The sequence below is a fragment of the Kineococcus aridisoli genome, assembly GCF_050871885.1.
In the GTDB taxonomy this organism is placed as follows: domain Bacteria; phylum Actinomycetota; class Actinomycetes; order Actinomycetales; family Kineococcaceae; genus Kineococcus.
Genome location: NZ_JBJLSF010000072.1, coordinates 1 through 25,214 on the forward strand (window position 1 = coordinate 1; position 25,214 = coordinate 25,214).

Annotated in this window: 22 protein-coding genes; 11 read left to right on the forward strand and 11 right to left on the reverse strand. The window is 75.8% G+C overall.

Going from position 1 to position 25,214, the window contains the following annotated elements; translation table 11 throughout:
• Positions 1-69: 69 nt before the first annotated feature.
• From ACRYM2_RS17230 to ACRYM2_RS17240, 3 genes are all read right to left on the reverse strand, one after another.
• The gene (locus ACRYM2_RS17230) at positions 70-1,155 is read right to left on the reverse strand and encodes a sugar ABC transporter substrate-binding protein (protein ID WP_432523662.1); all 1,086 of its coding nucleotides are present in this window, start codon (positions 1,153-1,155) and stop codon (positions 70-72) included.
• A 91-nt stretch (positions 1,156-1,246) separates the two neighbouring features.
• Positions 1,247-2,869, reverse strand: coding sequence for a methyl-accepting chemotaxis protein (locus ACRYM2_RS17235; RefSeq protein ID WP_432523663.1), 1,623 nt, complete (start codon positions 2,867-2,869; stop codon positions 1,247-1,249).
• 123 nt (positions 2,870-2,992) lie between these two features.
• Positions 2,993-4,393 (reverse strand): aspartate aminotransferase family protein, encoded by a 1,401-nt coding sequence (locus tag ACRYM2_RS17240; protein WP_432523664.1) that lies wholly within the window; start codon positions 4,391-4,393, stop codon positions 2,993-2,995.
• A 135-nt stretch (positions 4,394-4,528) separates the two neighbouring features.
• Here ACRYM2_RS17240 and ACRYM2_RS17245 point away from each other — a divergent pair, with 135 nt between their 5' ends.
• From ACRYM2_RS17245 to ACRYM2_RS17255, 3 genes are all read left to right on the forward strand, one after another.
• Complete coding sequence (locus ACRYM2_RS17245) at positions 4,529-6,100, forward strand: PucR family transcriptional regulator (RefSeq protein WP_432523665.1); 1,572 nt, start codon at positions 4,529-4,531, stop codon at positions 6,098-6,100.
• An 89-nt stretch (positions 6,101-6,189) separates the two neighbouring features.
• Positions 6,190-7,761, forward strand: coding sequence for an alkaline phosphatase D family protein (locus tag ACRYM2_RS17250; protein WP_432523666.1), 1,572 nt, complete (start codon positions 6,190-6,192; stop codon positions 7,759-7,761).
• 58 nt (positions 7,762-7,819) lie between these two features.
• Complete coding sequence (locus ACRYM2_RS17255; protein ID WP_432523667.1) at positions 7,820-10,039, forward strand: ATP-binding SpoIIE family protein phosphatase; 2,220 nt, start codon at positions 7,820-7,822, stop codon at positions 10,037-10,039.
• Between the two features lie 4 nt (positions 10,040-10,043).
• On the opposite strand, the gene allB is transcribed toward ACRYM2_RS17255, so the two are convergent.
• The 4 genes from allB to ACRYM2_RS17275 form a co-directional block, all read right to left on the reverse strand.
• Positions 10,044-11,372 carry an allantoinase AllB gene (gene allB, locus ACRYM2_RS17260; RefSeq protein ID WP_432523682.1) on the reverse strand — a complete coding sequence of 443 codons (1,329 nt, stop codon included), beginning with the start codon at positions 11,370-11,372 and terminating at the stop codon, positions 10,044-10,046.
• A gap of 104 nt (positions 11,373-11,476) precedes the next feature.
• The gene (locus ACRYM2_RS17265) at positions 11,477-12,184 is read right to left on the reverse strand and encodes a GntR family transcriptional regulator (protein ID WP_432523668.1); all 708 of its coding nucleotides are present in this window, start codon (positions 12,182-12,184) and stop codon (positions 11,477-11,479) included.
• Positions 12,171-12,935, reverse strand: coding sequence for an aspartate/glutamate racemase family protein (locus tag ACRYM2_RS17270; RefSeq protein ID WP_432523669.1), 765 nt, complete (start codon positions 12,933-12,935; stop codon positions 12,171-12,173). The genes ACRYM2_RS17265 and ACRYM2_RS17270 overlap by 14 nt, the downstream gene beginning before the upstream one ends.
• Entirely contained in the window at positions 12,935-14,440 is a 1,506-nt protein-coding gene (locus ACRYM2_RS17275) for an NCS1 family nucleobase:cation symporter-1 (RefSeq protein WP_432523670.1), read from the reverse strand. The genes ACRYM2_RS17270 and ACRYM2_RS17275 overlap by 1 nt, the downstream gene beginning before the upstream one ends.
• A 104-nt stretch (positions 14,441-14,544) precedes the next feature.
• On the opposite strand from ACRYM2_RS17275, the gene ACRYM2_RS17280 reads away from it, so the two are divergent.
• The 3 genes from ACRYM2_RS17280 (at position 14,545) to ACRYM2_RS17290 (ending at position 16,407) form a co-directional block, all read left to right on the forward strand.
• Positions 14,545-15,186 (forward strand): MBL fold metallo-hydrolase, encoded by a 642-nt coding sequence (locus ACRYM2_RS17280; RefSeq protein ID WP_432523671.1) that lies wholly within the window; start codon positions 14,545-14,547, stop codon positions 15,184-15,186.
• 122 nt (positions 15,187-15,308) lie between these two features.
• The gene (locus ACRYM2_RS17285; protein ID WP_432523672.1) at positions 15,309-15,506 is read left to right on the forward strand and encodes a type 2 periplasmic-binding domain-containing protein; all 198 of its coding nucleotides are present in this window, start codon (positions 15,309-15,311) and stop codon (positions 15,504-15,506) included.
• A 31-nt stretch (positions 15,507-15,537) separates the two neighbouring features.
• Positions 15,538-16,407, forward strand: a complete 870-nt coding sequence (locus ACRYM2_RS17290; protein ID WP_432523673.1) for an aminodeoxychorismate lyase — start codon at positions 15,538-15,540, stop codon at positions 16,405-16,407.
• A gap of 50 nt (positions 16,408-16,457) precedes the next feature.
• Here the strand turns inward: ACRYM2_RS17290 and ACRYM2_RS17295 are convergent, their stop codons facing one another.
• Complete coding sequence (locus ACRYM2_RS17295; protein WP_432523674.1) at positions 16,458-17,897, reverse strand: dihydrolipoyl dehydrogenase family protein; 1,440 nt, start codon at positions 17,895-17,897, stop codon at positions 16,458-16,460.
• Between the two features lie 65 nt (positions 17,898-17,962).
• Between ACRYM2_RS17295 and ACRYM2_RS17300 the strand changes: the two genes are divergently transcribed.
• Both ACRYM2_RS17300 and ACRYM2_RS17305 read left to right on the forward strand, forming a co-directional pair.
• Positions 17,963-19,114 (forward strand): glutamate--cysteine ligase, encoded by a 1,152-nt coding sequence (locus ACRYM2_RS17300; RefSeq protein ID WP_432523675.1) that lies wholly within the window; start codon positions 17,963-17,965, stop codon positions 19,112-19,114.
• A 93-nt stretch (positions 19,115-19,207) separates the two neighbouring features.
• Positions 19,208-19,816, forward strand: a complete 609-nt coding sequence (locus ACRYM2_RS17305; RefSeq protein WP_432523676.1) for a class I SAM-dependent methyltransferase — start codon at positions 19,208-19,210, stop codon at positions 19,814-19,816.
• Positions 19,817-19,853: 37 nt separating this feature from the next.
• On the opposite strand, the gene ald is transcribed toward ACRYM2_RS17305, so the two are convergent.
• Complete coding sequence (ald, locus tag ACRYM2_RS17310; protein ID WP_432523683.1) at positions 19,854-20,984, reverse strand: alanine dehydrogenase; 1,131 nt, start codon at positions 20,982-20,984, stop codon at positions 19,854-19,856.
• A gap of 125 nt (positions 20,985-21,109) precedes the next feature.
• Between ald and ACRYM2_RS17315 the strand changes: the two genes are divergently transcribed.
• A complete protein-coding gene (locus tag ACRYM2_RS17315; protein ID WP_432523677.1) occupies positions 21,110-21,619 on the forward strand; it encodes an Lrp/AsnC family transcriptional regulator in 510 nt (169 codons plus the stop codon).
• On the opposite strand, the gene ACRYM2_RS17320 is transcribed toward ACRYM2_RS17315, so the two are convergent.
• Both ACRYM2_RS17320 and ACRYM2_RS17325 read right to left on the reverse strand, forming a co-directional pair.
• Positions 21,616-22,668: an alpha/beta fold hydrolase gene (locus ACRYM2_RS17320; protein ID WP_432523678.1), complete on the reverse strand. Its 1,053-nt coding sequence runs from the start codon at positions 22,666-22,668 to the stop codon at positions 21,616-21,618. The genes ACRYM2_RS17315 and ACRYM2_RS17320 overlap by 4 nt on opposite strands.
• The gene (locus ACRYM2_RS17325; RefSeq protein ID WP_432523679.1) at positions 22,665-23,237 is read right to left on the reverse strand and encodes a hypothetical protein; all 573 of its coding nucleotides are present in this window, start codon (positions 23,235-23,237) and stop codon (positions 22,665-22,667) included. The genes ACRYM2_RS17320 and ACRYM2_RS17325 overlap by 4 nt, the downstream gene beginning before the upstream one ends.
• Before the next feature lie 91 nt (positions 23,238-23,328).
• On the opposite strand from ACRYM2_RS17325, the gene ACRYM2_RS17330 reads away from it, so the two are divergent.
• Positions 23,329-23,973 carry a TetR/AcrR family transcriptional regulator gene (locus ACRYM2_RS17330; protein ID WP_432523680.1) on the forward strand — a complete coding sequence of 215 codons (645 nt, stop codon included), beginning with the start codon at positions 23,329-23,331 and terminating at the stop codon, positions 23,971-23,973.
• Positions 23,974-24,083: 110 nt separating this feature from the next.
• Positions 24,084-24,944: a hypothetical protein gene (locus ACRYM2_RS17335; RefSeq protein ID WP_432523681.1), complete on the forward strand. Its 861-nt coding sequence runs from the start codon at positions 24,084-24,086 to the stop codon at positions 24,942-24,944.
• Positions 24,945-25,214 lie beyond the last annotated feature (270 nt).

The following is a 25,214-nucleotide window of genomic DNA, read 5'->3' on the forward strand; positions in this document are numbered from 1 at the left end:
CCGGTCCCCGCAGGTTCTGCTGCGGGGACCGGGCGCTGCCGCGCGCGGGGCCGGGTGCGGGCCGCGGGGTCAGCTCGCGGAGATCCCCGCGTCCGCGCACAGCCGGCTGGCGGCGCCGGCGCACAGCGCGTCGACGGTCGTGTAGCCGTCGGCGAGCACCTCGCCGGCGATCTGCGACTTGCCCACCGCCTGCGGCTGCAGCAGCACCGTCGGCACCGCACCGGCGCCGTTGTCGGTCGTCCCGGTGGTCTCCGGCTCCTCGCCGGCGAGCACGGCGGCGACCAGGCCGGCGGTCGTGCGGGCCTGCCCGGGCAGGTCCTTGTAGACCGTCATGGTCTGGGTGCCGGCCAGGATGCGCTGCAGCGCAGCGGTCTCAGCGTCCTGCCCGGTGATCGGGACCCCGCTGATCCCGGCCTCGGTCAGCGCCTGCAGCGCACCGGCGGCCAGGCCGTCGTAGGCGGTGTAGACGCCGAGCAGCCGGCGCCCGCCCAGGTCGCCGAGGGCCTCGCGCATCTGCACCGCGGCCTCGTCGGCGCTCCAGCCGGTGACGTAGCGCTCGGTGGCGATGTCGACCTTCCCGTCGAGGACGGAGTGCGCCCCGGCCGCGAACAGCCCGGCGTTGTTGTCGGCCGGGTCGCCCTGCAGCATGACGATCGCCCCGCCCGCGGTGTCGGTGCCGACCGCGTCGAGGATCGCCTGCCCGCCGAGCTCGCCGACCGCGCCGCCGTCGAAGGAGACGTAGTAGTCGACGGGGGCGTCCTTGACCAGGCGGTCGTAGGCGACGACGGGCACGTCGGCCGCGTCGGCCGCCTCCGCCAGCGGAGCGGCCTGCGCGCCGTCGATGGCGACGACGACCAGGGCCTGCGCGCCGTCGGCGATGGCCTGCTGCGCCTGGCTGTTCTGGGTGGCCTGGTCGTCGGCGGTCTGCACGTCGACGACGCAGGTGGGGCACTGCCGGGTCAGCTCGACGGAGAAGTTCGGCACGTCGTAGGCCATCGAGCGCAGCGAGGTCGAGGGCACGAGGAACGCGACGTGCGGCCCGTCCGCCGCGGCCGCCGGCGAGGTGGTGGCGTCGCCGCCGCAGCCCGCGAGGGCACCGGCGAGCACCGCGGCACCGGCGAACAGGGTCGCCGCGCGGCGGGTGGTTCGGCTCATCGTGACAGGCTCCGGGTTCTGGTGGTCGGGCTCGGTCGGGCGGTCGGTCGAGCGGTCGTCGGGCGGGCTCGCGGCGGGTCCGGCGGGCGGGTCAGTACGTGAAGCGGGAGACCGCGGTGCGCATGCGCGCCGCCATGTCCGCCAGCTCGCTGACGGCGCGGTCGGAGTCGGCGGCCCCCGCACCGGTGGCCCGGGCGGCCGAGGCGACGGTCTCGACGGTGGAGGCGATCTGCCCGGCGCCGCCGGCGGCGTCGGCGACGCTGCGGCCCATCTCCTGCGTGGTGGCGGCCTGCTCCTCGACGGCGGCGGCGATGGTGCCCTGGTAGTCGCTGATCTCGGAGACGACCGCACCGATGCTGCTGATCGCGCCCACGGCGTTGTCGACGTCGCGCTGGATGGCCTCGATGCGCTGGGAGATGTCCTCGGTGGCGCGGGCGGTCTGGCCCGCGAGCTCCTTGACCTCCCCGGCGACGACGGCGAAGCCCTTGCCCATCTCGCCGGCGCGGGCGGCCTCGATGGTGGCGTTGAGGGCCAGCAGGTTGGTCTGCTCGGCGATGGAGGTGATCGTCTTGACGACCTCGCCGATCTCGGAGGAGGAGCGGCCCAGCTGGGCCATCGTCCCGCCGGTCTCGGAGGCGATGCGCACGGCGTCACCGGCCACCTGGGCCGCGCGGGCGGCGTTGGTGGAGATCTCCTGGATGGACACGCCCATCTCCTCGGCACCGGCGGCGGCCCCGCCGATGTGGGCGCTCACCTCGCCGGCCGCCTGAGCGACCTGCGCGGCGCGCTGGGAGACGTCCTCGGCGCCGCCGGCGATGACGCGGGTGTTGCCGCGCAGCAGCTCGGCGGCCCCGGCGAGGGCGGCGGCCTCGGTGTGCAGGCCGGAGACGGTGCTGCGCATGCTGTCCGTGGCGCTCGCCAGGGCCTGGGCCATCTGGCCGACCTCGTCGCGCTGGCGCACGTCGGCGGTCGCGGTGAGGTCGCCGTCGGCGACGCGGTGCAGGACGTCGACGACGCGGCGCAGCGGGCGCACGACGAGGCGGGTCGTCCAGACGGCCAGCAGCGCGGTGACCACCAGGCCGACGAGCGCGACGACGATCGAGGTGAGGCGGGCGCGCGTCCAGCTGTCGGAGGCGGCGGCCAGCGAGGCCGCGGCGTTGGCGTCGCTGGTGGCGTCCAGGGCGTCCAGGGCGTCGGTGGCGTGGTCGGCCAGGATCGCGACGTTGCCGAGGTAGAGGGTCTGGAACTTCGCGCGGTCCGCGGCGTCGCCGGAGGTGGCCAGCGGCAGCAGGAAGTTGTCGCGGGTGGCGCGGTAGGCGTCCCACCACGTCGTGAACTCCCGCAGCTGCGTGCGCTGGGCCGTGGTGGTCACGGCACCGGAGTACGAGGCGACGAGGCCGTCGAGGGCCTCGTCCTCGGCGGTCAGGCGGGCGGTGAGGTCGGCGCGGGCGGTGTCGTCCTGGGCGAGGGCGAGGTTGGCCAGGTCGCGCTGGGCCTGGACGGCGCTGGCGCGGATGCCGGCGAGGTCACCGGCGGGCAGCAGCTCCTCGGTGTAGATGGCCCGTGCGCGCCCGTTGACCTCGGAGGCACCGGTGAGCCCGACGGCGAGCAGCGCCCCCGCCATGACCGACGACGCGGCCACGAGCGTGGCGAGCTTGGTCGCCACGGACCGGTCGGCGAAGCGGCGACGGCCGCCTGCGGACGCCTGGGACATCCGGACACTCCTCGGGTCGGTGCGGCCGCGGTGACCGCACCGACCCATCGGCGCCCGGCCGACCCACTTGAGCCCGCGGGGTCCTCCGGTGGCCCAGCGGCCGTCGCCGGGCGTCACCGCGGCTCAGACCAGGGCGCTGGCCTGCAGCAGCGTCCGGCGCAGCACCTGCTCCATCTCGTCGAACTCGGCCTGACCGCTCGTCAGGGCGGGCGCGACCTGGATGACGGGCTCGCCGCGGTCGTCGGGACGGGCGTACAGGCCGTTGCGGAACAGCGCCGTGGGCAGGAACTGCTTGATGAGCGTCTCGCGCTCGGCCGGGCCGAACGTCTCCTTCGTCGCCTTGTCCTTGACGAGCTCGACGGCCCAGAAGTACCCGTCACCGCGCACGTCGCCGACGATGTCGAGGTCGAGCAGCTTGCGCAGCGTGGCGCCCAGCGCGGCCTCGTTGTCGAGCACGTGCTGGTTGAGCCCCTCGCGCTCGAAGATGTCGAGGTTGGCCAGGGACACCGCCGCCGAGACGGGGTGGCCGCCGAAGGTGTAGCCGTGCGGGAAGAAGTTCTTCCCCTCCAGGAACGGTTCCATGATCCGGTCGCTGGCGATCATCGCGCCGATCGGCCCGTAGCCGGAGCTCATCCCCTTGGCGCAGGTGATGATGTCGGGCTGGTAGCCGAACTTCTCGCAGGCGAACATCGTGCCGTGGCGGCCGAAGCCGCAGATGACCTCGTCGGAGACCAGCAGCACGTCGTGGCGGTCGCAGATCTCGCGCACGCGCTGGAAGTAGCCCGGCGGCGGGGTGAAGCAGCCGCCGGAGTTCTGCACCGGCTCCAGCACGACGGCCGCGACGGTCTCGGCGCCCTCGAAGAGGATGGCCTCCTCGATGCGGTCGGCGGCCCAGCGGCCGAACTCGACGGGGTCGGTGGGGGCGCCCATGCGCTCGGCGCGGTAGATGTTGGTGTTGGGCACGCGGAAGCCGCCGGGCGTCAGCGGCTCGAAGGCCTGCTTCATGGCGGGCAGGCCCGTGATGGCCAGCGCGCCCTGCGGAGTGCCGTGGTAGGCGGTCGCGCGGGAGATCACCTTGTGCTTCAGCGGCCTGCCGGTGAGCTTGAAGTACTGCTTGGCGACCTTCCAGGCGCTCTCGACGGCCTCGCCGCCGCCGGTGGTGAAGAACACCCGGTTCAGGTCCCCCGGGGCGTAGGAGGCCACGCGCTCGGCGAGCTGGATCGCGGGCTCGGTGGCGTAGCCCCACACCGGGAAGAACGCCAGCTGCTCGGCCTGCTTGGCCATCACCTCGGCGAGCTCGGCGCGCCCGTGCCCGACCTGGACGACGAAGAGCCCGGACAGCCCGTCGAGGACCCTGCGCCCGGTGTCGTCCCACAGGTGCGCGCCCTCGCCCTTGACGATGACGGGCGCCGGGGTGTCCTGGTAGGCGCCCATGCGGGCGAAGTGCATCCACAGGTGGTCGCGGGCCGCGCTCGTCAGGTCGGAGCCGCTGCGGCCCTGGACGGACTGGTCGGTGACGGTCATGCCGCTCCTCGCCTCGCACGGTGGGCGGGGAGGTCCCGCCCCTCCCACTGTGCGCGCCGCCGGCGCCGGGCGGCAGCGACGAAGCGTCGCGCCCGCGCGCTCCGCGCCGACGTTCCGTCGCACTACCCTCGGCGGGTGCCGCTGACCGTCGAGGACGTGCTCGCGCTGCCCGTCCTGGCCGCGGGCGCGCCCCGCCTGCGCGCGGGCGAGGAGGGGCTGGCGGCACCGGTGCGCTGGGTCCACGTCAGCGAGCAGACGCAGCTGGCGGGCACCCTCGGCGGCGGTGAGCTGGTGCTGTCCACCGGCATGGGCCTGCTGGACCCGCGGGTGGACACCACCGGCTACGTGGCCGCGCTCGCCGAGGCGGGTGCCGTCGGCCTGGTCGTCGAGCTCGGCCAGCACGTGGCGGCGCTGCCCGAGGAGCTGGTGCGGGCGGCCCGCGCGGCCCGCTTCCCGCTCGTGGAGCTGTCGCGGACGGTGCGCTTCGTGGACGTCACCGAGCAGGTCCACGCCCGGATCCTGCACGAGCAGTACGCCCGGCTGCGCTTCGCCGAGCGCGTGCACGCGACGTTCGCGGCGCTGGGCACCACGGGCGTGCCCGCGGACGAGGTGCTCGCGCGGGCCGCGCGGCTGCTGGCGCGCCCGGTCGTGCTGGAGGACCTCGCCCACCGCGCGCTCGCGCACGCCGCGGCCGGCGCGGCCGCCGCCGACGTGCTGCGCGACTGGTCGGCGCGCTCGCGGCGGGTGCCGCCCGCGACCGCGACGGCGGCGGGCGGGCCGGAGGGGTGGGTGGTGACGCCGGTGGGGGCCGTCGGCGACCGCTGGGGGCGCCTGGTGCTGCCCGAGCGCGCCGAGGTCGCCGACGTCGCGCTCGTGCTCGAGCGCGCCGCGGAGACGCTGACGGTGGCCCGGCTGCTGGCCGCCGACGGCGCCGACCCGGCCGAGCGGCTGGTGCAGCAGGCCCACGACGACCTGCTGCGCGACCTGCTGCGCGCGCGCGGCGTCGACGAGGCGGAGCTGCGCAGCCGCGCCCGGGCGCTGGGGCTGCCGCTGCGCGGGAGCCTGGTCGCCGTCGTCGTGCACGTGGCCGCGGACGCGGACCGGACCCTCGTGGCCTCGGTGCTGGCGGGCGCGCAGGAGGTCGGCATCAGCGCTCCGCTGGGCGGGCGGCTGGTGGGGGCGCTGCTCAGCGCCCCCGCCGACCGCCTGGCCGGGCAGGTGCTGCCGCGGCTGGCCCGGGCGCTGCCGCCGGGGGCGACGCTGGCGGCGGGGCCGGTGGTGAGCCGGCTGGCCGAGGCGGCGGAGGGCTTCGCCGAGGCGCGGCACGTGGCGCAGGTGGCGGCCGCGCTGCCGGGGCGGGTGCCGGGCGCGGTCCACCGCACGGGCGACCTGGGCGTGCGCGGGCTGCTGTGGCACCTGCGCGACGACGCCCGGCTGGCCGAGTTCGCCGAGGCGCAGCTGCTGCCGCTGCTGCAGGCCCCCGACGGCGGGCGCGCCGACCTGGAGCTGCTCGCCCACCACCTGGCCGCCGGCGGGTCGATGACCAGGCTCGCCGCCCGCCTGCACCTGTCGCGCCCGGCCGCCTACGGGCGCGTGGAGCGGCTGGCGCGCCGGCTGGGGCGCGACCTGGACGACCCGGAGACGCGGCTGGCGCTGCACCTGGCGCTGCTGGCGCGCGGGCAGCGGCCGGAGGCGCCGGAGCGCTGAGGCGCGCACCGGGCACGCGCGCGGCGGCTTCGCCCGGTGGACACCAGGTGGCCACGCGGCGGTCGCGCGGCACCGCTAGACCCTCGGGCATGACCCGACTGTCCGCGACGACCGACCGCCGCCGCTTCCTCGCCGCGACCGGTGCCGTGGCGGGGCTCGCCGCCGCCGCCGACCTCGGCGCGTCCGCCGCCCCCGCCGCGGGGCGGGTGCGCGGGGACTCCGACCCCTTCACCCTGGGCATCGCCTCCGGCGACCCCTCCCCCGACGGCTTCGTGCTGTGGACGCGGCTGGCGCCCGAGCCGTTCACCCCCGACGGCGGCATGCGCGGCAGGCCGGTGCACGTGCAGTGGCGGGTGTGCGAGGACGAGGGGATGCGCCGGCAGGTGGCCCACGGGCAGGCGCTGGCCGCGCCGGAGCTCGCGCACAGCGTGCACGTGGAGGTGGCCGGGCTGCGCCCCGACCGCGAGTACCACTACCAGTTCCGCCACCGCGGGGCGGTCTCGGCGGTGGGCCGCACCCGCACGCTGCCCGCGCCGGGCGCGTGCCCGCGCTCCACGTCGTTCGCGTTCGTCTCCTGCCAGGACTGGGCCAGCGGCTACTACCCCTCGTTCGCCGACATCGCCGAGCAGGACCTCGACCTCGTCGTGCACCTGGGCGACTACGTCTACGAGGGGGCGGTGGCCGCCGACGGCGGGTACCGCCGCTCCCCCGTGCCCGAGCCGGCCCGCGCGGCGCCGCAGACGCTGCAGGAGTGGCGCTACCGCTACGCGCTCTACAAGGGCGACGCGCAGCTGCAGGCCGCCCACGCGCGCCACCCGTTCGTGGTGACGTGGGACGACCACGAGGTCGTCAACGACTACGCCGGCACCCGTTCCGAGCACGTGGCCGACCTCACGGCCGTGCGGGCCGCGGCCTACCAGGCGTACTACGAGCACCAGCCGCTGCGGCGGCGCTCGATCCCGCAGCCGGACGGCGGGCTGCGGCTGCACCGGGGTTTCGACGTGGGGACGCTGCTGTCGCTGAACCTGCTGGACGGCCGGCAGTACCGCAGCGTGCCGGCCGGCTCGTGGGGCGAGGGCCCGGAGGTGGCCGAGCCGGCGGCGACGCTGCTGGGGCGCGAGCAGGAGGCGTGGCTGGACCGGCGGCTGCGCGGCAGCTCCGCGCGCTGGAACGTGCTCGGCAACGACGTCATGTACGCGCGCCTGGACCACGACGGCCCGACCGGCGACGTCGTCTGGCACGACGCGTGGGACGGCTACCCCGCGGCGCGGCAGCGGCTGACGGACTCGCTGCTGGCCTCGCGGGCGAGCAACCCGGTGTTCATCACGGGCGACTGGCACTCCACGTTCGTCAACGACGTGCACGTGGTCCCGGACCGCCCCGACTCCCCGCTGCTGGCCACCGAGTTCGTCGGGACCTCGATCTCCTCCAACGGCGACGGCGAGGTCTACGGCCCGTACTACGGCCCGATGATCGGCTACAACCCGCACGTCCGGTTCTTCGACGGCGACCGCCGCGGGTACGTGCGCTGCACGGTCACCCCGCGGGAGTGGCGCACGGAGCTGCGGATGACACCGACCGTCTCGACGCCGGACGCCCCCACGAGCACGTGGCGCACGTTCGTCGTCGAGGACGGCCGGCCCGGTGCGCAGGAGGTCTGAGGGCGACGTACCCGCGCACGCGGGGCGATCACCCTCCGTCATGGCATAACCTCGCAGAGTGGTCGACGATCGGAGGACCCAGCCGCTGCTGGCGATCACGCACCTCTCGCTGCGGGACGGCCGCGACCTGCGCAGCGTCCTGCACGCCGCGACGGCCGCCACCACCGAGGCCACCGGCGCCGAGTTCGGCGCGTTCTTCTACCACGACCGCGACGTCGACGGGGACCGGCTGGACCTGCTGACGCTGGCCGGTGCGGGCGTCGAGCAGTTCCCGGGGGCCGAGCCCGTCCGGCACACCGCGCTGTTCGCCCCGACCTTCGAGGGCGCCGACCCGGTGCGCATCGACGACGTGCACCTGGACCCCCGCTTCGGCCGCGGCTCCACCGGCGGGCTGCCGGGCACCCACCGGCAGGTGCGCAGCTACCTGGCCGTGCCCGTGACCGCCGTCGACGACGGGGGGCACGTCATCGGCGCGATGCTCTTCGGCCACTCCGCCCCCGGCCGCTTCGACGCCGAGGCCGAGGCGACAGCCGTGGCCGCCGCCCGCGCCGCCGCGATCACCATCGACAACGCCCTGCTGCTCGGCGAGCAGCTGGCCGCGCGGGAGCTGGCCGAGGAGCGCGGGGCGGCCGCCGAGGCCGCGGCCGCGCGCACCGGGCTGCTGCAGTCCGTCACCGCCCTGCTCTCCACCAGCGCGACGACCGCCGACATCACCGGTGCGGTGCCGCGCCGGGTGGCCGAGGCGATGGGCTGCACGTCGGCGGCCCTGTACCTGCGCGACGACTCCCGCGGCGTCCTCGTGCGCCACGGCCACCCGGCGGTCTCGGCCGAGCACGCCGCCAGCGACGGGACCATGCCCCTCGGCACCGACAACCCGGTCACCGAGGCCGTGCACACCGCGCGGCCGGTCGTCGCCGGGCCGGGGCAGATCGCCCGGTACCTGCGCGAGCACGGCGTCCCCGACGCCGAGGAGCGCTCGGGGCTGGCCGTCCCCCTCGTCGAGCGCAGCGGCCGGGTCGTCGGCGCGCTCGCGGCCAACTGGCTCCTGCCCGGCGACCGCGAGGAGGAGGTGCACCTGCTCGCCAGCGTCGCCGCGCAGGTCTCGCTCGCCCTGGAGCGCGCCCAGCTGCTGGACGCCGAGCGCGCGGCGCGCGAGAGCCTGGCCACCTCGGTCGCCGCCCTCACCGACCTCGCCCGCACGCTGCAGCGCGGGCTGCTGCCGCAGCGCCTGCCCGTGCTGGAACGGGTCCGCGTCGCCGTGCGCTACCAGCCCGCCGTCGTGGGCGCCGAGGTGGGCGGCGACTGGTACGACGCCCTGGAGGTCGACGACGGCGTGGTGTTCGTCATCGGCGACGTCCAGGGGCACAACACCACGGCCGCCGGCCTCATGGGCCAGCTGCGCACCGCCGTCCGCGCCTACGTCAGCGAGGGGCACGGCCCCGGTGCCGCGCTGGAGCGCACGAACCGCCTGCTCGTGGACCAGACCGACGAGCTGTTCGCCACCTGCTGCCTGGTGCGCCTGGACCAGGAGTCGGGGACCGTCACCGTCGCCAGCGCCGGGCACCCGCCGCCGCTGGTGGTCCGCGGGCACGAGCTGACGGAGCTGTCGGTCGAGCCCGGGCCCCCGCTGGGCGTGGTGCACGCGGCGAGCTACCCCGTGCAGGCCTACCGCCTGGACGGGGACTGCCGGGTGGTGCTCTACACCGACGGGGTCGTGGAGTCGCGCTCGGACCAGCTGGACAGCGGGCCGCAGGCGCTGCGGCGCAACGTCCTGGCCGCCTCGGGCGCCGACGCCGAGGAACTCGCCTCCCGCATCATGGCCGGCATCCCGCACCGCCTCGACGACGACGCCGCGATGCTCGTGCTCGCCTACGAGGGCCCCAGCACCCGCGTCGAGGAGGCGGTCCTGCCGCTGGCCTCGGACCTGCGCGCCGTCGCCCAGGCGCGCACCTTCCTCGCGGCCGCCCTGAGCGCCTGGGACGCCGGGGACCTGCTCGACGAGGCCGAGCTGGTCCTCAGCGAGCTCGTCACCAACGCCCTCGTGCACACCGAGTCCGCCACCGGGGTCTCGCTGCGCTTCGAGCCGGCCGGCCGGGTGCTGACCCTCAGCGTGCGCGACGCCTCCACCCGCCACCCCCGCGAGCGCCGGGCCGACGACGAGGCGCTCGGTGGGCGCGGGCTGGCCATCGTGGAGGCCGTCAGCGCCGCCTGGGGCGTCACCGTGGAGGGCCGGGGCAAGACGGTCTGGGCCGACCTGCGCGGCGCCCCGGCCGCCTGAGGCCCTACCGGCGGGCGCGCAGCAGCTCCCCGCGGGGGGCGGCGCCGAGGTCGAGGGGTTCCCCCCGGCGCCACGTCGAGCGCACCACCCCGCGCAGCACCCGCCCCTCGTAGGGGGTCACCGCGTTCTTGTGCTGCAGCTGCGCGCCGCGCACCACCTGCTCCTGCTCGGGGGCGAACACCGCGAAGTCGGCCACGCAGCCGGCCGCGATGCGCCCGCGGTCGGCCAGGCCCACGAGGTCCGCCGGCGCCGACGACATCCAGCCCACCACCTGCTCCAGCGGGACACCGCGCTCGCGGGCGGCCGTCCACACGACCGGAAGGCCGATCTGCAGCGAGGCGATCCCGCCCCAGGCGGCGCCGAAGTCGCCGGCCTCCAGCAGCTTCAGGTCCGCGGTGCACGGCGAGTGGTCGGAGACGACGCAGTCGATCGTGCCGTCGAGCAGCCCCCGCCACAGCGCGTCCTGCTCGGCGCGGTCGCGGATCGGGGGGCAGCACTTGAACGCCGTCGCCCCGTCGGGCACCTCCTCGGCGCTCAGGGTCAGGTAGTGCGGGCACGTCTCGACGCTGATCCGGGTGCCGACGGCCTTGGCCGCGCGGACCTCCGCCAGACCCGCCGCGGAGGACAGGTGCACGACGTGGGCGCGCGCCCCGGCGCGCGCGGCGGCCTCCGCCAGGGTGCGCACGGCGACCGACTCCGCGCTGGCCGGGCGGGAGCCGACGAAGTCGGCGAACCGCGGGCCGCCCGGGTGCGCGTGCGCGCCGATCTCCTCGGGGTCCTCGGCGTGCACGAGCATCAGCCCGTCGATGCGGGCCAGCTCGGCGAGCGCCTCGGCCAGGCCGGCGGCGTCCAGCGGCGGGAACTCCTCGACGCCCGAGTCCAGCAGGAAGCACTTGACCCCGAAAGCCCCCGCCGCGTGCAGCGGGGCGAGCTGGTCGGCGTTGCCGGGGACGGCCCCGCCCCAGAACCCGACGTCGACCACGCACTGGCCCTGCGCGGCGGCGCGCTTGACCTCCAGCGCCGCCGGGTCCAGCGTCGCCGGGACGCTGTTGAGCGGCATGTCGACGATGGTCGTGACGCCGCCGGCGGCGGCGGCCCGGGTCGCCGAGGCGAAGCCCTCCCACGCGGTGCGGCCGGGCTCGTTGACGTGGACGTGGCTGTCCACCAGCCCCGGCAGCAGGACCTCGTCGTCGGCGAGCACCACTTCACGGGTGGCTCCCCAGTCGTGGCCGAACTCCTCGACCCCGGCCACCAGGCCGTCGCGCACCCCCACCGAGACCGCGCGCTGCGCACCGCCCACGACCGCGCGCCGCGCGCGCACCACCAGGTCCACCGGAACCTCCACCGAACTGCGCACCGGACCCTCCACCACGACGTGCACCGAACCCTCCACCGAACCCTCCACCGAACCCTCCACCGAACCCCGCACCGCGCCCCTCAGACCTCCTCCTCCGACCAGGCCGCGCCCGCCGTGCGGTGCCGCGCGCGCCGCACGGGCGCGGCGGCCGGGGGTGCGGGGAAGTCGCGCGTGCGCACCCGCGCGGACAGGCTCTCCTGGTGCGCGGCGGCCGTGGCCAGCAGCCGCTGCACGTCCCCGGCCGCGAACGCCTCCAGCATGTCCTCGTGCTCGGCGTGCAGCCGCGCCGCCTCCGCCGGGCCGAGGTCCTCCATCGGCCGGTACGGGTCGGTGAGGTCCCACACCCGCTCGAAGACTCCGAGCAGCCGGGGCATCGCCGACGGCCGGGTGAGCGCGGCGTGGAAGGCGCGGCTCTGGCGGTGGTACTCGCGCTCGTCGGCGACCTCGACGGCACGGCGCAGCGCCTCGTGCGCGGCGCGGGCGCGGGCGAGGTCGTCGGGGCCGCCGAGGCGGACGGCCACCGCGAGCGCGGCCAGCTCCAGGCTGCCGCGCACCGCGAACAGCTGCGCGAGCTCGCCGTCGGCGAGGCGGGTGACGGTGTACCCGCGGCGCGGCTGGTGCTCGACGAGCCCCTCGCCGACGAGGGTCATGAGCGCCTCGCGCACGGGGATGCGGCTGACGTCGTGCGCGGCGGCGAGGACGTCCACCTCCAGGGCCGAACCCGGTGGGCGGACGCCCTCGACGATGTCGCGGCGGATCGCCGCCAGCACCGGCCTACCCGTGGGCACCACCCGAGGACCGCCCTCCCGAGCCCGCGCGCAAGGGCCATCCCCGCACGTCCCCGGCTCGCGGCGGAGCGTAGCTGCGCACCTTGGAGGTGGACAGCCCCAGCCCCACCAGCGACTCCGCGAGCCGCGCCGCGGCCGCGACCCCGTCGACGACGGGGACGTCCAGGGCCTGCGCGACGGCCTCGTGCACCCCGGACATCCCGGCGCAACCCAGGCAGACGACCTCGGCACCGTCCTCCTCCACGCAGCGGCGGGCCTGCTCCACGAACGCCTTCGCGGTGACCTCCGGGTCGGCCTCCAGGGCGAGCACGGGCAGGTCGACGCTGCGGACCCCGCTGCAGCGGCCGGCCAGGCCCGCCAGCAGCAGCCGGTCGCCGATGGCGGGAGCCGCCCGGTCCAGCGAGGTGACGATGCCGTAGGTGCGCCCGAGCAGGCAGGCCGTGTGCGCCGCGGCCTCGGTGATGTCCACCACGGGCACGTCCAGGACGTCCTGCAGCGCCTCCCGGCCGACCTCGCCGAAACCCGCGTGCACGACCGCGTCGAAGGGCCCGGGGTGGTGCTGCACGGCGTCCAGCACCCCCACGGCGGACAGGTAGCTCTCGTAGTTCGACTCGACCGAGGCCGGGCCGAAGCGCGGGGTGAGCGCCACGACCCGCGTCGTCGGTGACACCGCCGCCGCCGCCGACCGCCGGATCACGTCGGTGACCGCCGCGGAGGTGTTGACGTTGACGACGAGGACCGTGACGCCCATCAGGGGCGCGCCTCGGGCGCGGGAGCCGGCGCGGGGATGGAGTTCTTCAGCGCCAGGTAGAGGGCGAAGGCGGTCCCCGCGCCGATGAACCAGCTGAACGAGGCGGCGGTGGGGTTGGTGAAGAACACGACCACGAGGGCGGCCAGGGCCCCGACCGCGGTCGCGGCGATCGCGATCGGGTTCCAGCCCTTGACGTAGTGGTAGGCGCCGGTCGCGCTCTTGGTGAAGAGGTCGTCGACCCGGATCTGGCGCTTCTTGACCAGGTAGTAGTCGGCGATGAGGACGCCGTACAGCGGGCCGATGAACGCGCCGAGCGTGTCGAGCGTGTAGTGGATGGTCTCCGGGGAGTTGTAGAGGTTCCACGGGGTGATGAGCACCGAGCCGACCGCGGCGATCATCCCGCCCGTCCGCCAGCTGATGCGCTGCGGCGAGACGTGGGAGAAGTCGAACGCCGGGGAGACGAAGTTCGCGACGATGTTGATGCCGATCGTGGCGATGACGAACGTGAGGCAGCCGATGACGGCCGCGGTGACGCTGTCGATGCGGTAGACGGTCTCGACGGGGTCGGTGATGAGCTGCCCGTACACCGGGACGGTGGCCGAGGCGGTGACGACGCAGAGCACCGCGAAGAGGAGGAAGTTCACCGGCAGGCCGAGGAAGTTGCCCTTCTTCACCGCGGCCATCGTGCGCCCGTAGCGGGCGAAGTCGCCGTAGTTGAGCATCGGACCGGAGAAGTAGGAGACCACGAGGGCGACCGCGCTCACCATGACGCCCAGCGCGCCCAGCCCGGTGTGCTCGATGCCGCCGAGGTTCAGCGACACGTTCGACGGGCCGGCCTGCACCACCAGGTAGGCGGCGAGCACGAACATCACGACGTAGACGGCGGGGCCGCAGAAGTCGATGAACCTGCGGATGGCCTCCATGCCGCGCCAGAACACCAGCGCCTGCAGCACCCACATCGTGGCGAAACCGGCCCAGCCCAGGGTGCTCAGCCCCGCGAACCCGTGCTGCTCGACCTGCGCGTACGGGGCCCACGACGGCTGCAGCTTCAGCGCCAGCAGCACCAGGGCGTTGGAGGCGAGGTAGGTCTGGATGCCGTACCAGGCGACGGCGATGAGACCGCGGACGACGGCCGGCACGTTGGCCCCCACGACGCCGAAGGCGACCCGGGAGACGACGGGGTAGGGCACCCCGGTGGCCTGGCTGGGCCGGGCGACGAGGTTGCACAGGAAGTACACGATGACGATGCCCACCACGAGGGCGACGAGCACCTGCCAGGCGGCCAGCCCCAGGGCGAACAGGCTCCCGGCCGTCACGTACCCGCCGACGCTGTGCACGTCGGACATCCAGAAGGCGAAGAAGTTGTAGGAGCCCCAGCGCTGCCGCTTCAGCGGCGCCAGGTCGGAGTTCGTCAGGGCGGGGTCGTAGCCGGCCTTGACCTCCCCCTCCCCCGCCGCGTTCGGTCGGGCGGCGGTCTCCACCGCGGCCCGGGTCACCTCGGTCATGGCAGCTCCTGCGGTCGTCGGGGCGCGGCCTGGCCGGCGGCGCTGCGCCAACGCTAGGGACGTCAGGTTTCCTGCACGTAACCCCGCGGATATATTCGGCGACCATGCGCGTCACGCACTTCGGCCACTCCTGCCTGCTGGTGGAGACGGGCGGCGCCCGCGTCCTCATCGACCCGGGCACCCTCAGCCACGGCTTCGAGGAGCTGGTGGACCTCGACGCGGTGCTGATCACCCACGCGCACCCCGACCACGTCGACGTGGAGCGGCTGCCGCTGCTGCTGGAGGCCGACGACCGCACGGTGCTGCACGCCGAGCCGGAGACGGCCTCCCAGCTGCGCGCCTCGGGCATCGAGGCGCTGGCGCTGCACCCGGGCGAGAGCGTCCGGTTCGCCGGTGCGAGCGTCACCGGCGCCGGCGGCGAGCACGCCCTCATCCACGCCGACGTCCCGCGCATCGGCAACGTCGGGCTGCTGCTGCGCGCCGAGGGCGAGCCGACGCTGTTCCACCCCGGCGACTCCTACGGCGCGGTGCCCGAGGGCGTCGACGTGCTGGCCGTACCGCTCAGCGCGCCGTGGGCGGCGAGCCGGGAGACCGTCGACTTCGTGCGCGCCGTCGCCGCGCCGACGGGTTTCGCCGTCCACGACGGCCTGCTCGCCGCCCCCGGCCGCGCCGTCTACTCCGGCCACGTCCGCACCCTCGGCGGGCTGGACCTGCGCACCTTCGACGACGGACCCCTGGAGTTCTGAGCGCTCAGCCCGGCAGCCCGGCCACGCGCTCCTGCCGCCCGTCGGCGGACCCGCCGGGCCCGCGGAACGGCACGTCGGGGGCGAGCAGGGCGCCCGGTCACCCGTGGGCCCGCCGGCGCACCGTGGCGCCGGCCGAGCTGGTCGCCCAGCCGCTGCTGCCGGCCTCGTCCGCGGCGGGCCTGGACGCGCCGGACGCACCGCGCGCGCTGCGCGTCGTGCGCCCCGCGCTGCGCGGCCGGGTGCAGGTCGTCCGGCGGCCCGGTCCCGCGCTCAGCCCGGCGGCCCGCGCCTTCGTCGCCCTGGTGCGGGGCTGGGGCTGAGTCCTCGCCGGCGTGCGGGCAGGATGGCCGCGTGCCCAGCGGTCCCGTGCTCCTGACGATGTCCACCGAGGGCGGCGCGACGCGCTTCGCGCCCGCCGACCCCGCCGCGCCGCAGCTGCGCGTCGACGACCTGGGCGCCACCCGCGGCGACGGGGTCTTCGAGTCGATCGGCGTGGTCGGCGGGAACGTGCAGAGCCTGCGCCACCACCTGGAGCGCTTCGCGCGCTCGGCGGCGATGCTGGAGCTGCCGGCCCCCGACCTGGACGCCTGGGCGGAGGCGGTGCGGCGCGCGGCCGCCGAGCACGACCCGCTGCCCGAGGTCCTGGTCAAGCTGGTCCTCACCCGGGGCGTGGAGGGCACCGGCGTGCCCACCGGCTGGGTCCACGCCTTCCCCGCCGCCGACTACTCCCGCGAGCGCCGCGAGGGCATCGACGTGCTCGTCCTGGAGCGCGCCTACCCCAGCGACGTCACCACCCGCGCGCCGTGGCTGCTGCAGGGCGCGAAGACGCTCTCGTACGCCCTCAACACGGCCTCGCTGCGCCACGCCCGCGCCCGCGGCGCCCACGACGTCCTGTTCGTCTCCTCCGACGGCGACGTGCTGGAGGGGCCGAACTCGACGGTCCTGGCCAAGTTCGCCGACCGCTGGGCCACCACCCCGCCGGAGCTGGGGCTGCTGGACGGCACCACCCAGGGCCGCGCCTTCCGCCTGGCCGCGCAGCGCGGCGAGCGCGCCGAGGTCACCCGGCTGCGGCTGGACGAGCTCGCCGGCGCCGAGGTCGTGTGGCTGGTCTCCAGCGGCCGGCAGTGCGCGCCGGTGCGCAGCCTCGACGGGGTGCCGCGCCCGTGGGACCCGCAGCTGCAGGCCGAGCTGCTGCAGCACCTGCTGACCGTCCACGACTGACGCGCCGCCCCGCGAGGCGCGGTGCGGGCGGGGGCGGCGCGGGCCGGGGCTCAGAGCCCGTAGGCCTCCAGCAGCCGCAGCCACACCTCGCTGATCGTGGGGTAGCTGGGCACCGCGTGCCAGAGCCGGTCGATCGGCACCTCGCCGACGATCGCGATGGTCGCCGCGTGCAGCAGCTCGGCGACGTCCTGGCCCACGAAGGTGACACCGAGGACGACGCGGCGCCGCTCGTCGACGACCATGCGGGCCCGGCCGGTGTACCCGTCGGCCACCAGGGAGGCGCCGGCCACGTCCCCGATCTCGTAGTCGACGACGCGGACCTCGAACCCGCGCTCGCGCGCGACGGCGGCGGTCAGGCCGACCTGGGCGACCTCGGGGTCGGTGAAGACGACCTGCGGCACCGCCTGGGCGACCTCGCTGGTGGTCGCGGTGCCCGCCCAGCGCGACCAGGCGGGGGCGGTGCCCTCCAGGGTCCCGGCGGCGCGGGCGGCGATGGCGTCCCCGGCCGCGCGGGCGTCGTACTTGCCCTGGTGGGTGAGCTTGACGCGCCCGGAGACGTCGCCGGTGGCGTAGAGCCAGGCGCCGTCGACCCCGGCGACGAGGCCGGAGTCGTCGACCTCCAGGGCGCCGCCGTCCTCCAGGCCGACGGTCTCCAGCCCGATCCCGCCGGTGCGGGGGCGGCGGCCGGTGGCGACGAGGAACTCGTCGGCGGTGAGGGTGGAGCCGTCGCCCAGGACGAGGTGGAACCCCTCCGCGTCCCGCGAGACCGAGCGCAGCTCGGCACCGGAGCGCACGTCGACGCCGTCGGCGCGCAGCGCGTCGGCCACCACCTCGCCCGCGAACTCCTCCTGCCCGCGCAGCAGGGCGCCGCGCACGAGCAGCGTGACCCGCGAGCCCAGCCGGGCCCACGCCTGCGCCAGCTCCACGCCGACGACCCCGCCGCCGAGCACGGCCAGGCGGGCGGGCACGCTCTTCGCGCTGGTGGCCTCGCGGCTGGTCCACGGCTGCGCCTCCGCCAGCCCCGGCACGTCGGGCAGCACCGGCTCGGAGCCGGTGGAGAGCACCACGGCGTGGCGGGCCACCAGCGTGGTCGTCCCCTCGGCGGTGGCGACCTCGACGCGCTTGGGCCCGGCCAGGCGGGCGGTGCCGCGCACCAGGCCCAGGCCCGCGGACTCCAGCCACTGCGCCTGGCTCGCGTCGTCCCAGTCGCTGGTGAAGCTCGTGCGGCGCGCCAGCACCTTCCCCGCGTCCAGGGTGCCGGTGACGGCCTCGGCGGCCCCGGGCAGCCGCCGGGCCGCCGCCAGCGCCTGCCCGGAGCGCAGCAGCGCCTTGCTGGGCATGCACGCCCAGTAGGAGCACTCCCCGCCCACGAGCTCGCTCTCCACGACGACGACCTCGAGCCCGGTGCGCCCGGCCCGGTCCGCGACGTTCTCCCCGACCGCTCCGGCGCCGATGACGACGACGTCCACTTCCCGCTCCTGTGTGCTCACGCCCCGGACGGTAGGCCCGAGCCGCCGGCGAGGCGAGAGGGGTGCCGGTGTGGTGTGATCGTGCGGTGGGCCGCCGGACCGTCGACTTCAACGCCTCCCCACGCCCCACGCTGGGCGTGGAGTGGGAGCTGGCGCTCGTCGACCGCCGCACCCGGGACCTGGCCCCGCGGGCCACGGAGGTCCTGCAGGCCGTCGAGCGCGAGGCGTCGGCGGGCGGGCCGCGGATCACCAAGGAGCTGCTGCGCAACACCCTGGAGGTCGTCACCGGGGTCTGCGGCAGCGTCGCGGAGGCCACCGAGGACCTGACGTCCACGCTCGCCGCGGTGCGCCGGGTCACCGACCCGATGGGCCTGGACCTCATGTGCGCGGGGACCCACCCGTTCGCGACGTGGGACAAGCAGCTGGTGACCGCCGACGACCGCTACGCCGAGCTGCTGGAGCGCACGCAGTGGTGGGGCCGGCAGATGCTCATCTGGGGCGTGCACGTGCACGTCGGCATCGACTCGGTGCACAAGGTCCTGCCGATCCTGAACTCGCTGCTGAACCACTACCCGCACCTGCAGGCGCTGTCGGCGTCCTCGCCGTACTGGACGGGTTTCGACACCGGGTTCGCCAGCAACCGCTCGCAGATGTTCCAGCAGCTGCCCACCGCCGGCCTGCCGTTCCAGTTCGGGGCCTGGAGCGAGTTCGAGGACTACGTCGACGACATGTTCGTCACCGGGGTCATCGACGGGTTGTCGGACGTGCGCTGGGACATCCGCCCCTCCCCGCGGTTGGGCACCATCGAGGTCCGGGTCTGCGACGGCACCCCGACGCTGCGCGAGCTGCGGGCGCTGACGGCCTTCGTGCACTGCCTCGTCGTGCACCTCGACCAGCGCCTGGAGGCCGGCGAGGAGCTGCCGACGATGCCGCCCTGGCACGTGCAGGAGAACAAGTGGCGCGCCGCCCGCTACGGGCTGGACGCGGAGATCATCGTCGACGCCGCCGGCGCCGAGCGCCTGGTCACCGACGACCTCGACGACTGGCTGACCCGGTTGCAGCCCGTCGCGCGGCAGCTGCACTGCGAGGAGGAGCTCGCCCTCGTGGCGGAGGTCCCCCGCCGGGGCGCCAGCTACCAGCGCCAGCGCGCCGCCTACCGCGCGGCCTGCGGGCGCGGCGAGGAGCAGCCGCTGGTGAGCGTGGTCGACGCGCTGGTCGCGGAGCTGCGCGAGGGCTGAGGCACCGGCGGGCGCTTGACGCTCCCCCGCTGCCGGAGGAGCGTTCGGACGTCCGCCCGGGAACGGCTCGGGCCGATCGGCCGGGGGTCCGCCGTGAGCGTCGTCTACGCCGTGGCCCACCGCATCGGGTTCACCCCCTGGGAGCGCGCGGGCGCGGCGAGCGCCGAGCGCTCCGCCGCGCTGCTGGCCCGCGAGGAGGCCGAGCGCAGCGCCCCCTACGGCCCTGCCCTCGACCTCGGCTGCGGGAGCGGCGCGCACGCGGTGGCGCTCGCCGAGCGCGGCTGGCGGGTGACGGCCGTCGACGCGGTCGGCGTCGCGGTGGGCCGGGCCCGGGCGCGGGCGCTCGCGCACGGCGTCGACGTCCGCGTCGTGCAGGCCGACGTGACGAGGATGGGGCCCGACCTGGTCGGCGGCGACGTCGACTTCTTCCTCGACGTCGGCTGCTTCCACGGGTTGCGGGACGCCCAGCGGGCGGCGATGGGCCGGTGCGTCACCGCCTGCGCGGCGAGGGGCGCGACGATGCTGGTGCTCGCCTTCCGGCCGGGGCACCGCGGGCCGCTGCCACGGGGTGCCGACCGCGCCGACCTGGCCGCGGCCTACCCCGGCTGGGACCTGATCGAGGACGCCGCCGCGGACGTGAGCGGCCTCCCGCTGCTCCTGCGGGGCAGCGCGCCGCACTGGTACCGGCTGCGCCGCAGCTGATGTCCGCGGCGGTCGGCACCCGTCGCCCGGTGGGCGCTCAGCCCGCTAGCACCTCGCTCACCGGGACCGACCGCATCCCGTGCGCCGCAGCCACTTCCGCACTGGTGAGCCGGCCCTCGTGGGTGGACAGCCCGTGCGCGAGCGCCTCGTCGGCGCGCAGCGCGGAACGCCACCCGCGGTCGGCGAGGGCGACGACGTAGGGCAGGGTCGCGTTCGTCAGCGCGTAGGTCGAGGTGTGCGGGACCGCGCCGGGCATGTTCGCGACGCAGTAGAAGACCGAGCCGTGCACGGGGAACGTCGGGTCGTCGTGGGTGGTGGGCCGGGAGTCGGCGAAGCAGCCGCCCTGGTCGATGGCGATGTCGACCAGCACCGACCCGGGGCGCATCCGCGCCACGAGCTCGTTGCTCACCAGCTTCGGGGCCCTGGCGCCGGGGACGAGGACGGCGCCGACGACGAGGTCGGCGGCCACCACGGCGCGCTGCAGCTCGTAGGAGTTGGAGGTGACCGTGCGCACGGCGCCGCCGAAGCGGGCGTCGACGGCGCGCAGCTTGGGGATCGACAGGTCCAGCACAGTCACCTCGGCGCCCATGCCGAGCGCGATCTGCGCGGCGTTCTGCCCGGAGACCCCGGCGCCGATGACGACGACGTCGGCGCCGCGCACGCCGGGGACACCGCCCATGAGGACACCGCGGCCCCCGCTGCCGGCGGAGTTCGCGCTCATCAGGTGGTAGGCGCCGACCTGCGGGGCGAGCCGGCCGGCGACCTCGCTCATCGGCGCCAGCAGCGGCAGCGAGCGGTCGGGCAGCTGGACGGTCTCGTAGGCGATGGCGGTGGTCCCCGAGGCCAGCAGCGCGTCGGTGCACGTGCGCGAGGCGGCCAGGTGCAGGTAGGTGAACAGCACCTGCCCCCGGCGCAGGCGGTGGTGCTCGGACTCGACCGGTTCCTTGACCTTCAGCAGCAGCTCGGCGGCGCCCCACACCTCGTCGGCGTCGGCGACGACCTTGGCGCCGGCCGCCTCGAACTCGGCGTCGGGCAGCGAGCTGCCGGCGCCGGCGCCGGCCTCGAGCAGGACCTCGTGGCCGCGGCCGACGAGTTCGTGGACACCCGCGGGCGTCAGCGCCACGCGGTGCTCGCGGTTCTTGACCTCACGGGGAACGCCGATGCGCACGGGGGACTCCTCCTGCCGGTGGACCACGCCGTCGTGGTCGCGTCGTCGGGCTGACTGCTCCAGCGTGAAGATGAGCTGTCCCGGCGGCAAGGAACCCGTCGAAGATTCGTGGGAGGCTGGTCCTCGTGGAAGATCCTTCGCCGCGGACGGCCGTTCCGGGGGCACCGCCGAAGAAGCTGCGGCACGTGGTCGACCCGGTCGACCGCGCGATCCTGCGCGTGCTGGCCGCGGACGCCCGCACCACCAACGCCGCACTGGCGCAGCAGGTCGGCATCGCCGCCTCGACGTGCCTGCTGCGGGTGCGCGCCCTGCGCGAGTCGGGGGTGATCCGCGGCTTCCACGCCGACATCGACCCGGCGGCGCTCGGCCTGGACCTGGAGGCGATGATCGCGGTGAAGCTGGCCGCGCACGCCCGCGGCAGCATGGGCCCGTTCGTGGCCAGGATGCGCCGGCAGCCGGAGGTGCTCGACGTGTACTTCGTCGCCGGCGCCGACGACTACCTGCTGCACGTGGCGGTGGAGAGCACCGCGGCGCTGCGCGACTTCGTCGCCGAGCACCTCAACCGCGACCAGGACGTGGCCCTCACCGAGACCAGCCTGATCTTCGAGCACACCCGGGCGGCGGGCCGGACCTAGCGCCGGGGCGGGTCCGCGAGGGCGGACGGGGCCGGGGTCCGCCCGATCTCGTCGAGCACCCAGCGGACGGCGTCCAGCACGGCGTCGGGACGCTCGCGCGGCACGAGGTGCCCGCTGCCGGTGGCCACGGTGGAGCGGGTGCGCCTCGACAGCCCCAGCAACCGCCGCTGCCCGTCCTGCCAGACCTCCTCCAGCCGCCGGCCGGTGGCGGCGTCGATCCCCGCCGCCGCGTAGTCCTGGGCCACGCCCCGGGCGACGACCGCGACGGGCAGGTCGCCCAGGAACTGCCCGCGCACCCGGTCCTCGGTGGCGCCGATCGCCGCCGCCTCCTGCTCGCGGGCGCGGAAGTACGCCGGGGAGGCGGTGACGTCCAGGAACTCCGCCCGGGCGTCCGCGGGCACGCTCGCGCCGAGCAGCACCGGCGCCAGCGTCCGCAGCGCGCCGGTCTCCGCGAGCGCCGCGAGCAGCCGCCAGGAGGGCTGCGCGGCCGGGCCGGCCGTGCGCAGCAGCTCCGCCGTGCGCCGGGCGTCGTCCTCGGGGCGGGCGTCGACGAGCACGAGACCGGCGACCTCGGCCGGGTGCGCGGCCGCGAACTCCCGCACGAACAACCCGCCCATCGAGTGCCCGACGAGGACGTACGGGGGTTCCGCACCGCTGCGCCGCAGCGCCTCGCGCAGCTCGGCGACGACGTTCGCGCCGGTGCGCGCCAGCGCGGAGGCGGTGCTGCGGCCGTAGCCGGCGCGGTCGTAGGCGACGACGGGCGCCGGCAGGTCCCAGCGCTGCAGGACGCGCGCGAAGGAGGCGCTCGTCTCCCCGCTGCCGGCCTCCAGGACGACGACCGGGCCGTCCGCACCACCTCCGCCGCGGCCGACACCTCCGCCGCGGCGCACCAGGTGCAGCACCGCGCTGCCGACGTCGACGCGCAGGCTGCCGGCCGGTGCGGGCGGGCGCCCGCTCCAGCGGGCGAGGCGCTCCCCCGCCGCGCCTCCGGCGAGCAGGGCCGGCGGGGTCAGCAGCACGCGCAGCGCCGTGCGCCGCCGCAGGCTCACCGCCGCCCTCCGGCGGGCGCCGCCGGCGGGGTGCGCGGGGCGGTGCGCGGGGGGTTCTTCGGCCAGACCGTGTACGACAGCGCCCAGAGCAGCTCCACCGCGCAGACGATCCCCAGCAGCGGGAAGAACTGGTCGAGGGCGCCGGTGCGGGCGGGGTCGTCGACCCAGCGCTGCACGCCGGCGAGCAGCCCGGCGGCGATCAGCGCCGCGAGCAGGGTGCGCAGCACGTCGCCCCAGCAGCGCAGCGCGTACGCCCGCCCGTGCAGGCGGACGGGGGCCGGGCCGCCGGCGAAGCGGGAGGCGAACCGGACGTCCGCCCACGCCACCAGGCGCCGGCCGTAGGCGATCGTGAGCCCGAGGTAGAGCGCGGCCAGGCCGTGCGCCCAGGTGGCCTCGGCCCCCGAGCGCAGGTGGGCGGCGGTCGCCACGAGCAGGACCAGGTCGAGCAGCGGCACCGCGGCCAGCAGCGCACCGCCGGCGCGCGGGGCGCGCAGCGGGTAGCGGGCCAGCAGCCCCGCTCCGACGAGCACCCAGAAACCGACCTCGCAGCCGGCGATGAGCAGCAGCACTGCGTCCTCCTCGGGACGACGACTTTGTGAGCACGACTGTGCTCGCAAAGAAGCTAGCACGGTCGTGCTACTTCCCAGGTAGGGTTCCCGGGTGCCCAAGCTCATCGACCACGCCGCCCGGGAGGTCGAGGTCGCCGAGGCCGCCTGGCGGGTGGCGGCCCGCGACGGGGTGCGCGGGGTCTCCGTGCGCAGCGTCGCCGCCGAGGCCGGGCTCGCCACCGCCTCGCTGCGCCGCGCCTTCCCCACCCAGGCGTCCCTGCTGGCCTACTGCCTCGACCTGGCGCGCCGCCGCGCCGCCGCCCGCCTGGCCGACCTCGACGAGGTCACCGGCGTCGACTCCGCCTGCACCGTCCTCGCCGAACTGCTCCCCCTGGACGCCGGGCGCCGCCTGGAGGCGGAGGTCCAGATCGCGCTCGGCGTCGCGGCCCTGGCCGACGCCGACCTGCGACCCGTCGCCGACGCCGCGCACGAGGACGTCGCCCTCGCCTGCCGCTACGTCGTCCAGGCGCTCACCGGCGGCGACCCGGGCAGACCCGCCGGCGGCGACCCGGGGAAACCCGCCGGGGACGCCACCGAGGACCGGGTCGCGCACCTGCACGCCCTGCTCGACGGGCTGGCGCTGCACCTGGTGCGCCGGCCCCCGGACGCCCCGACCGGCTGGGCCGTGCAGGTCCTGCGCGAGCACCTCGGCGCGCTCGCCGCGCGGACGACCCAGGACCCGCCCCGCGGGTCGTGACGACGCCCGGACGTCGCGGTCATGGCCGGGCCGATGCCGTAGGTCCAGTGAACAAGTAGCCGATGACCGACCTTGCTGACAGGAGCGACCGGGACCGCCACGATCAGCTGATGAGCATGGAAGGACTACGCCCAGCCCTCGCTCCCACGGCCGGGGAGTGGATCGCTGAGCGGCTGCGCGGCTTCGGCAGCACCGTCGCCTGCAACGTGCCGACCGGGTTCGCGGCTTACGCGCGCGTCCTGCACCCCGTGGACCTCTTCGCACCCCCCGCCGACTTCGCGAACGACCCCACAGCCGACCCGGCAGAGCACAGCGCGATGCTGACGTGGACGCAGGTGTGCGAACGCACCGGCCGCACCCCGCACGCCCTCATGCAGTGGCGTTCCATCACGACCCCCGCGCCTGGTGTGCAGCTGCCGCTGTCCTCCGAAGGACGGTGGGACGAGGTGACCGTGCAGGAGGGGACGCTGGAACCGCCGGCGTTGAGCTCACTGCTGGACGTCCTGGCCCCCTTCACCGGGGAGCAGGAGTGCCACCACGCCCTGTGGGAGGGCTACGGCTGGCTGACCGGCGCCAGCTCCTTCCTCGTCTTCGCCCACGCCGACAGCGAGGGCGGGCCGCCACCTCCGCCCCCACAACCGGCGCAGGTGCCGCCCCAGCTGCAGCAGGCCTTGACCGCGCCTCGCTTGTCGCTGCCTGGACGCGACTACCTGCTTTTTGCCGGGCCGCTACGCGCGGCACTGGCCATGGGGCACCAGGTCACCGACGACTGGTTCGACCCGCAGTCGCCAAACCTGCTGTGGCCGGCGGACCGCTCCTGGTGCCTGACCAGCGAGATCGACTTCGACTCCACGCTGATCGGGGGGTCGGTCGAGCTCATCGAGGCGGTGCTGGCCGCACGGGGGTTGGAGGCGTGGGCGGTGCAGGAGGAGGACGACCTCAGCCTCTTCGCCGACACGCTCAACACGTGAACCTCGGCGAGCTCGGGGCGACGCATTCAGACAAGACGGCATCCACGCGTGTGCTGGCCGCAACTTCACGGTCATCCCGCGGTGCGCGCAGAAGCATGATCATCTCGCGCGTCCGCGTCGTCGTCCTAGCCCGGGCGCCTCGACCCCCCAGTCCCCCACATGGGGCAGTCGCCGGCGAAGTCGCGGCCAGCAGAGCACCACAGCAGGCACAGTGACCCGCGTGTCACAGCCGCGCCGCGACTCCTCGACGCCCACCCCAGGAAGAGCCGA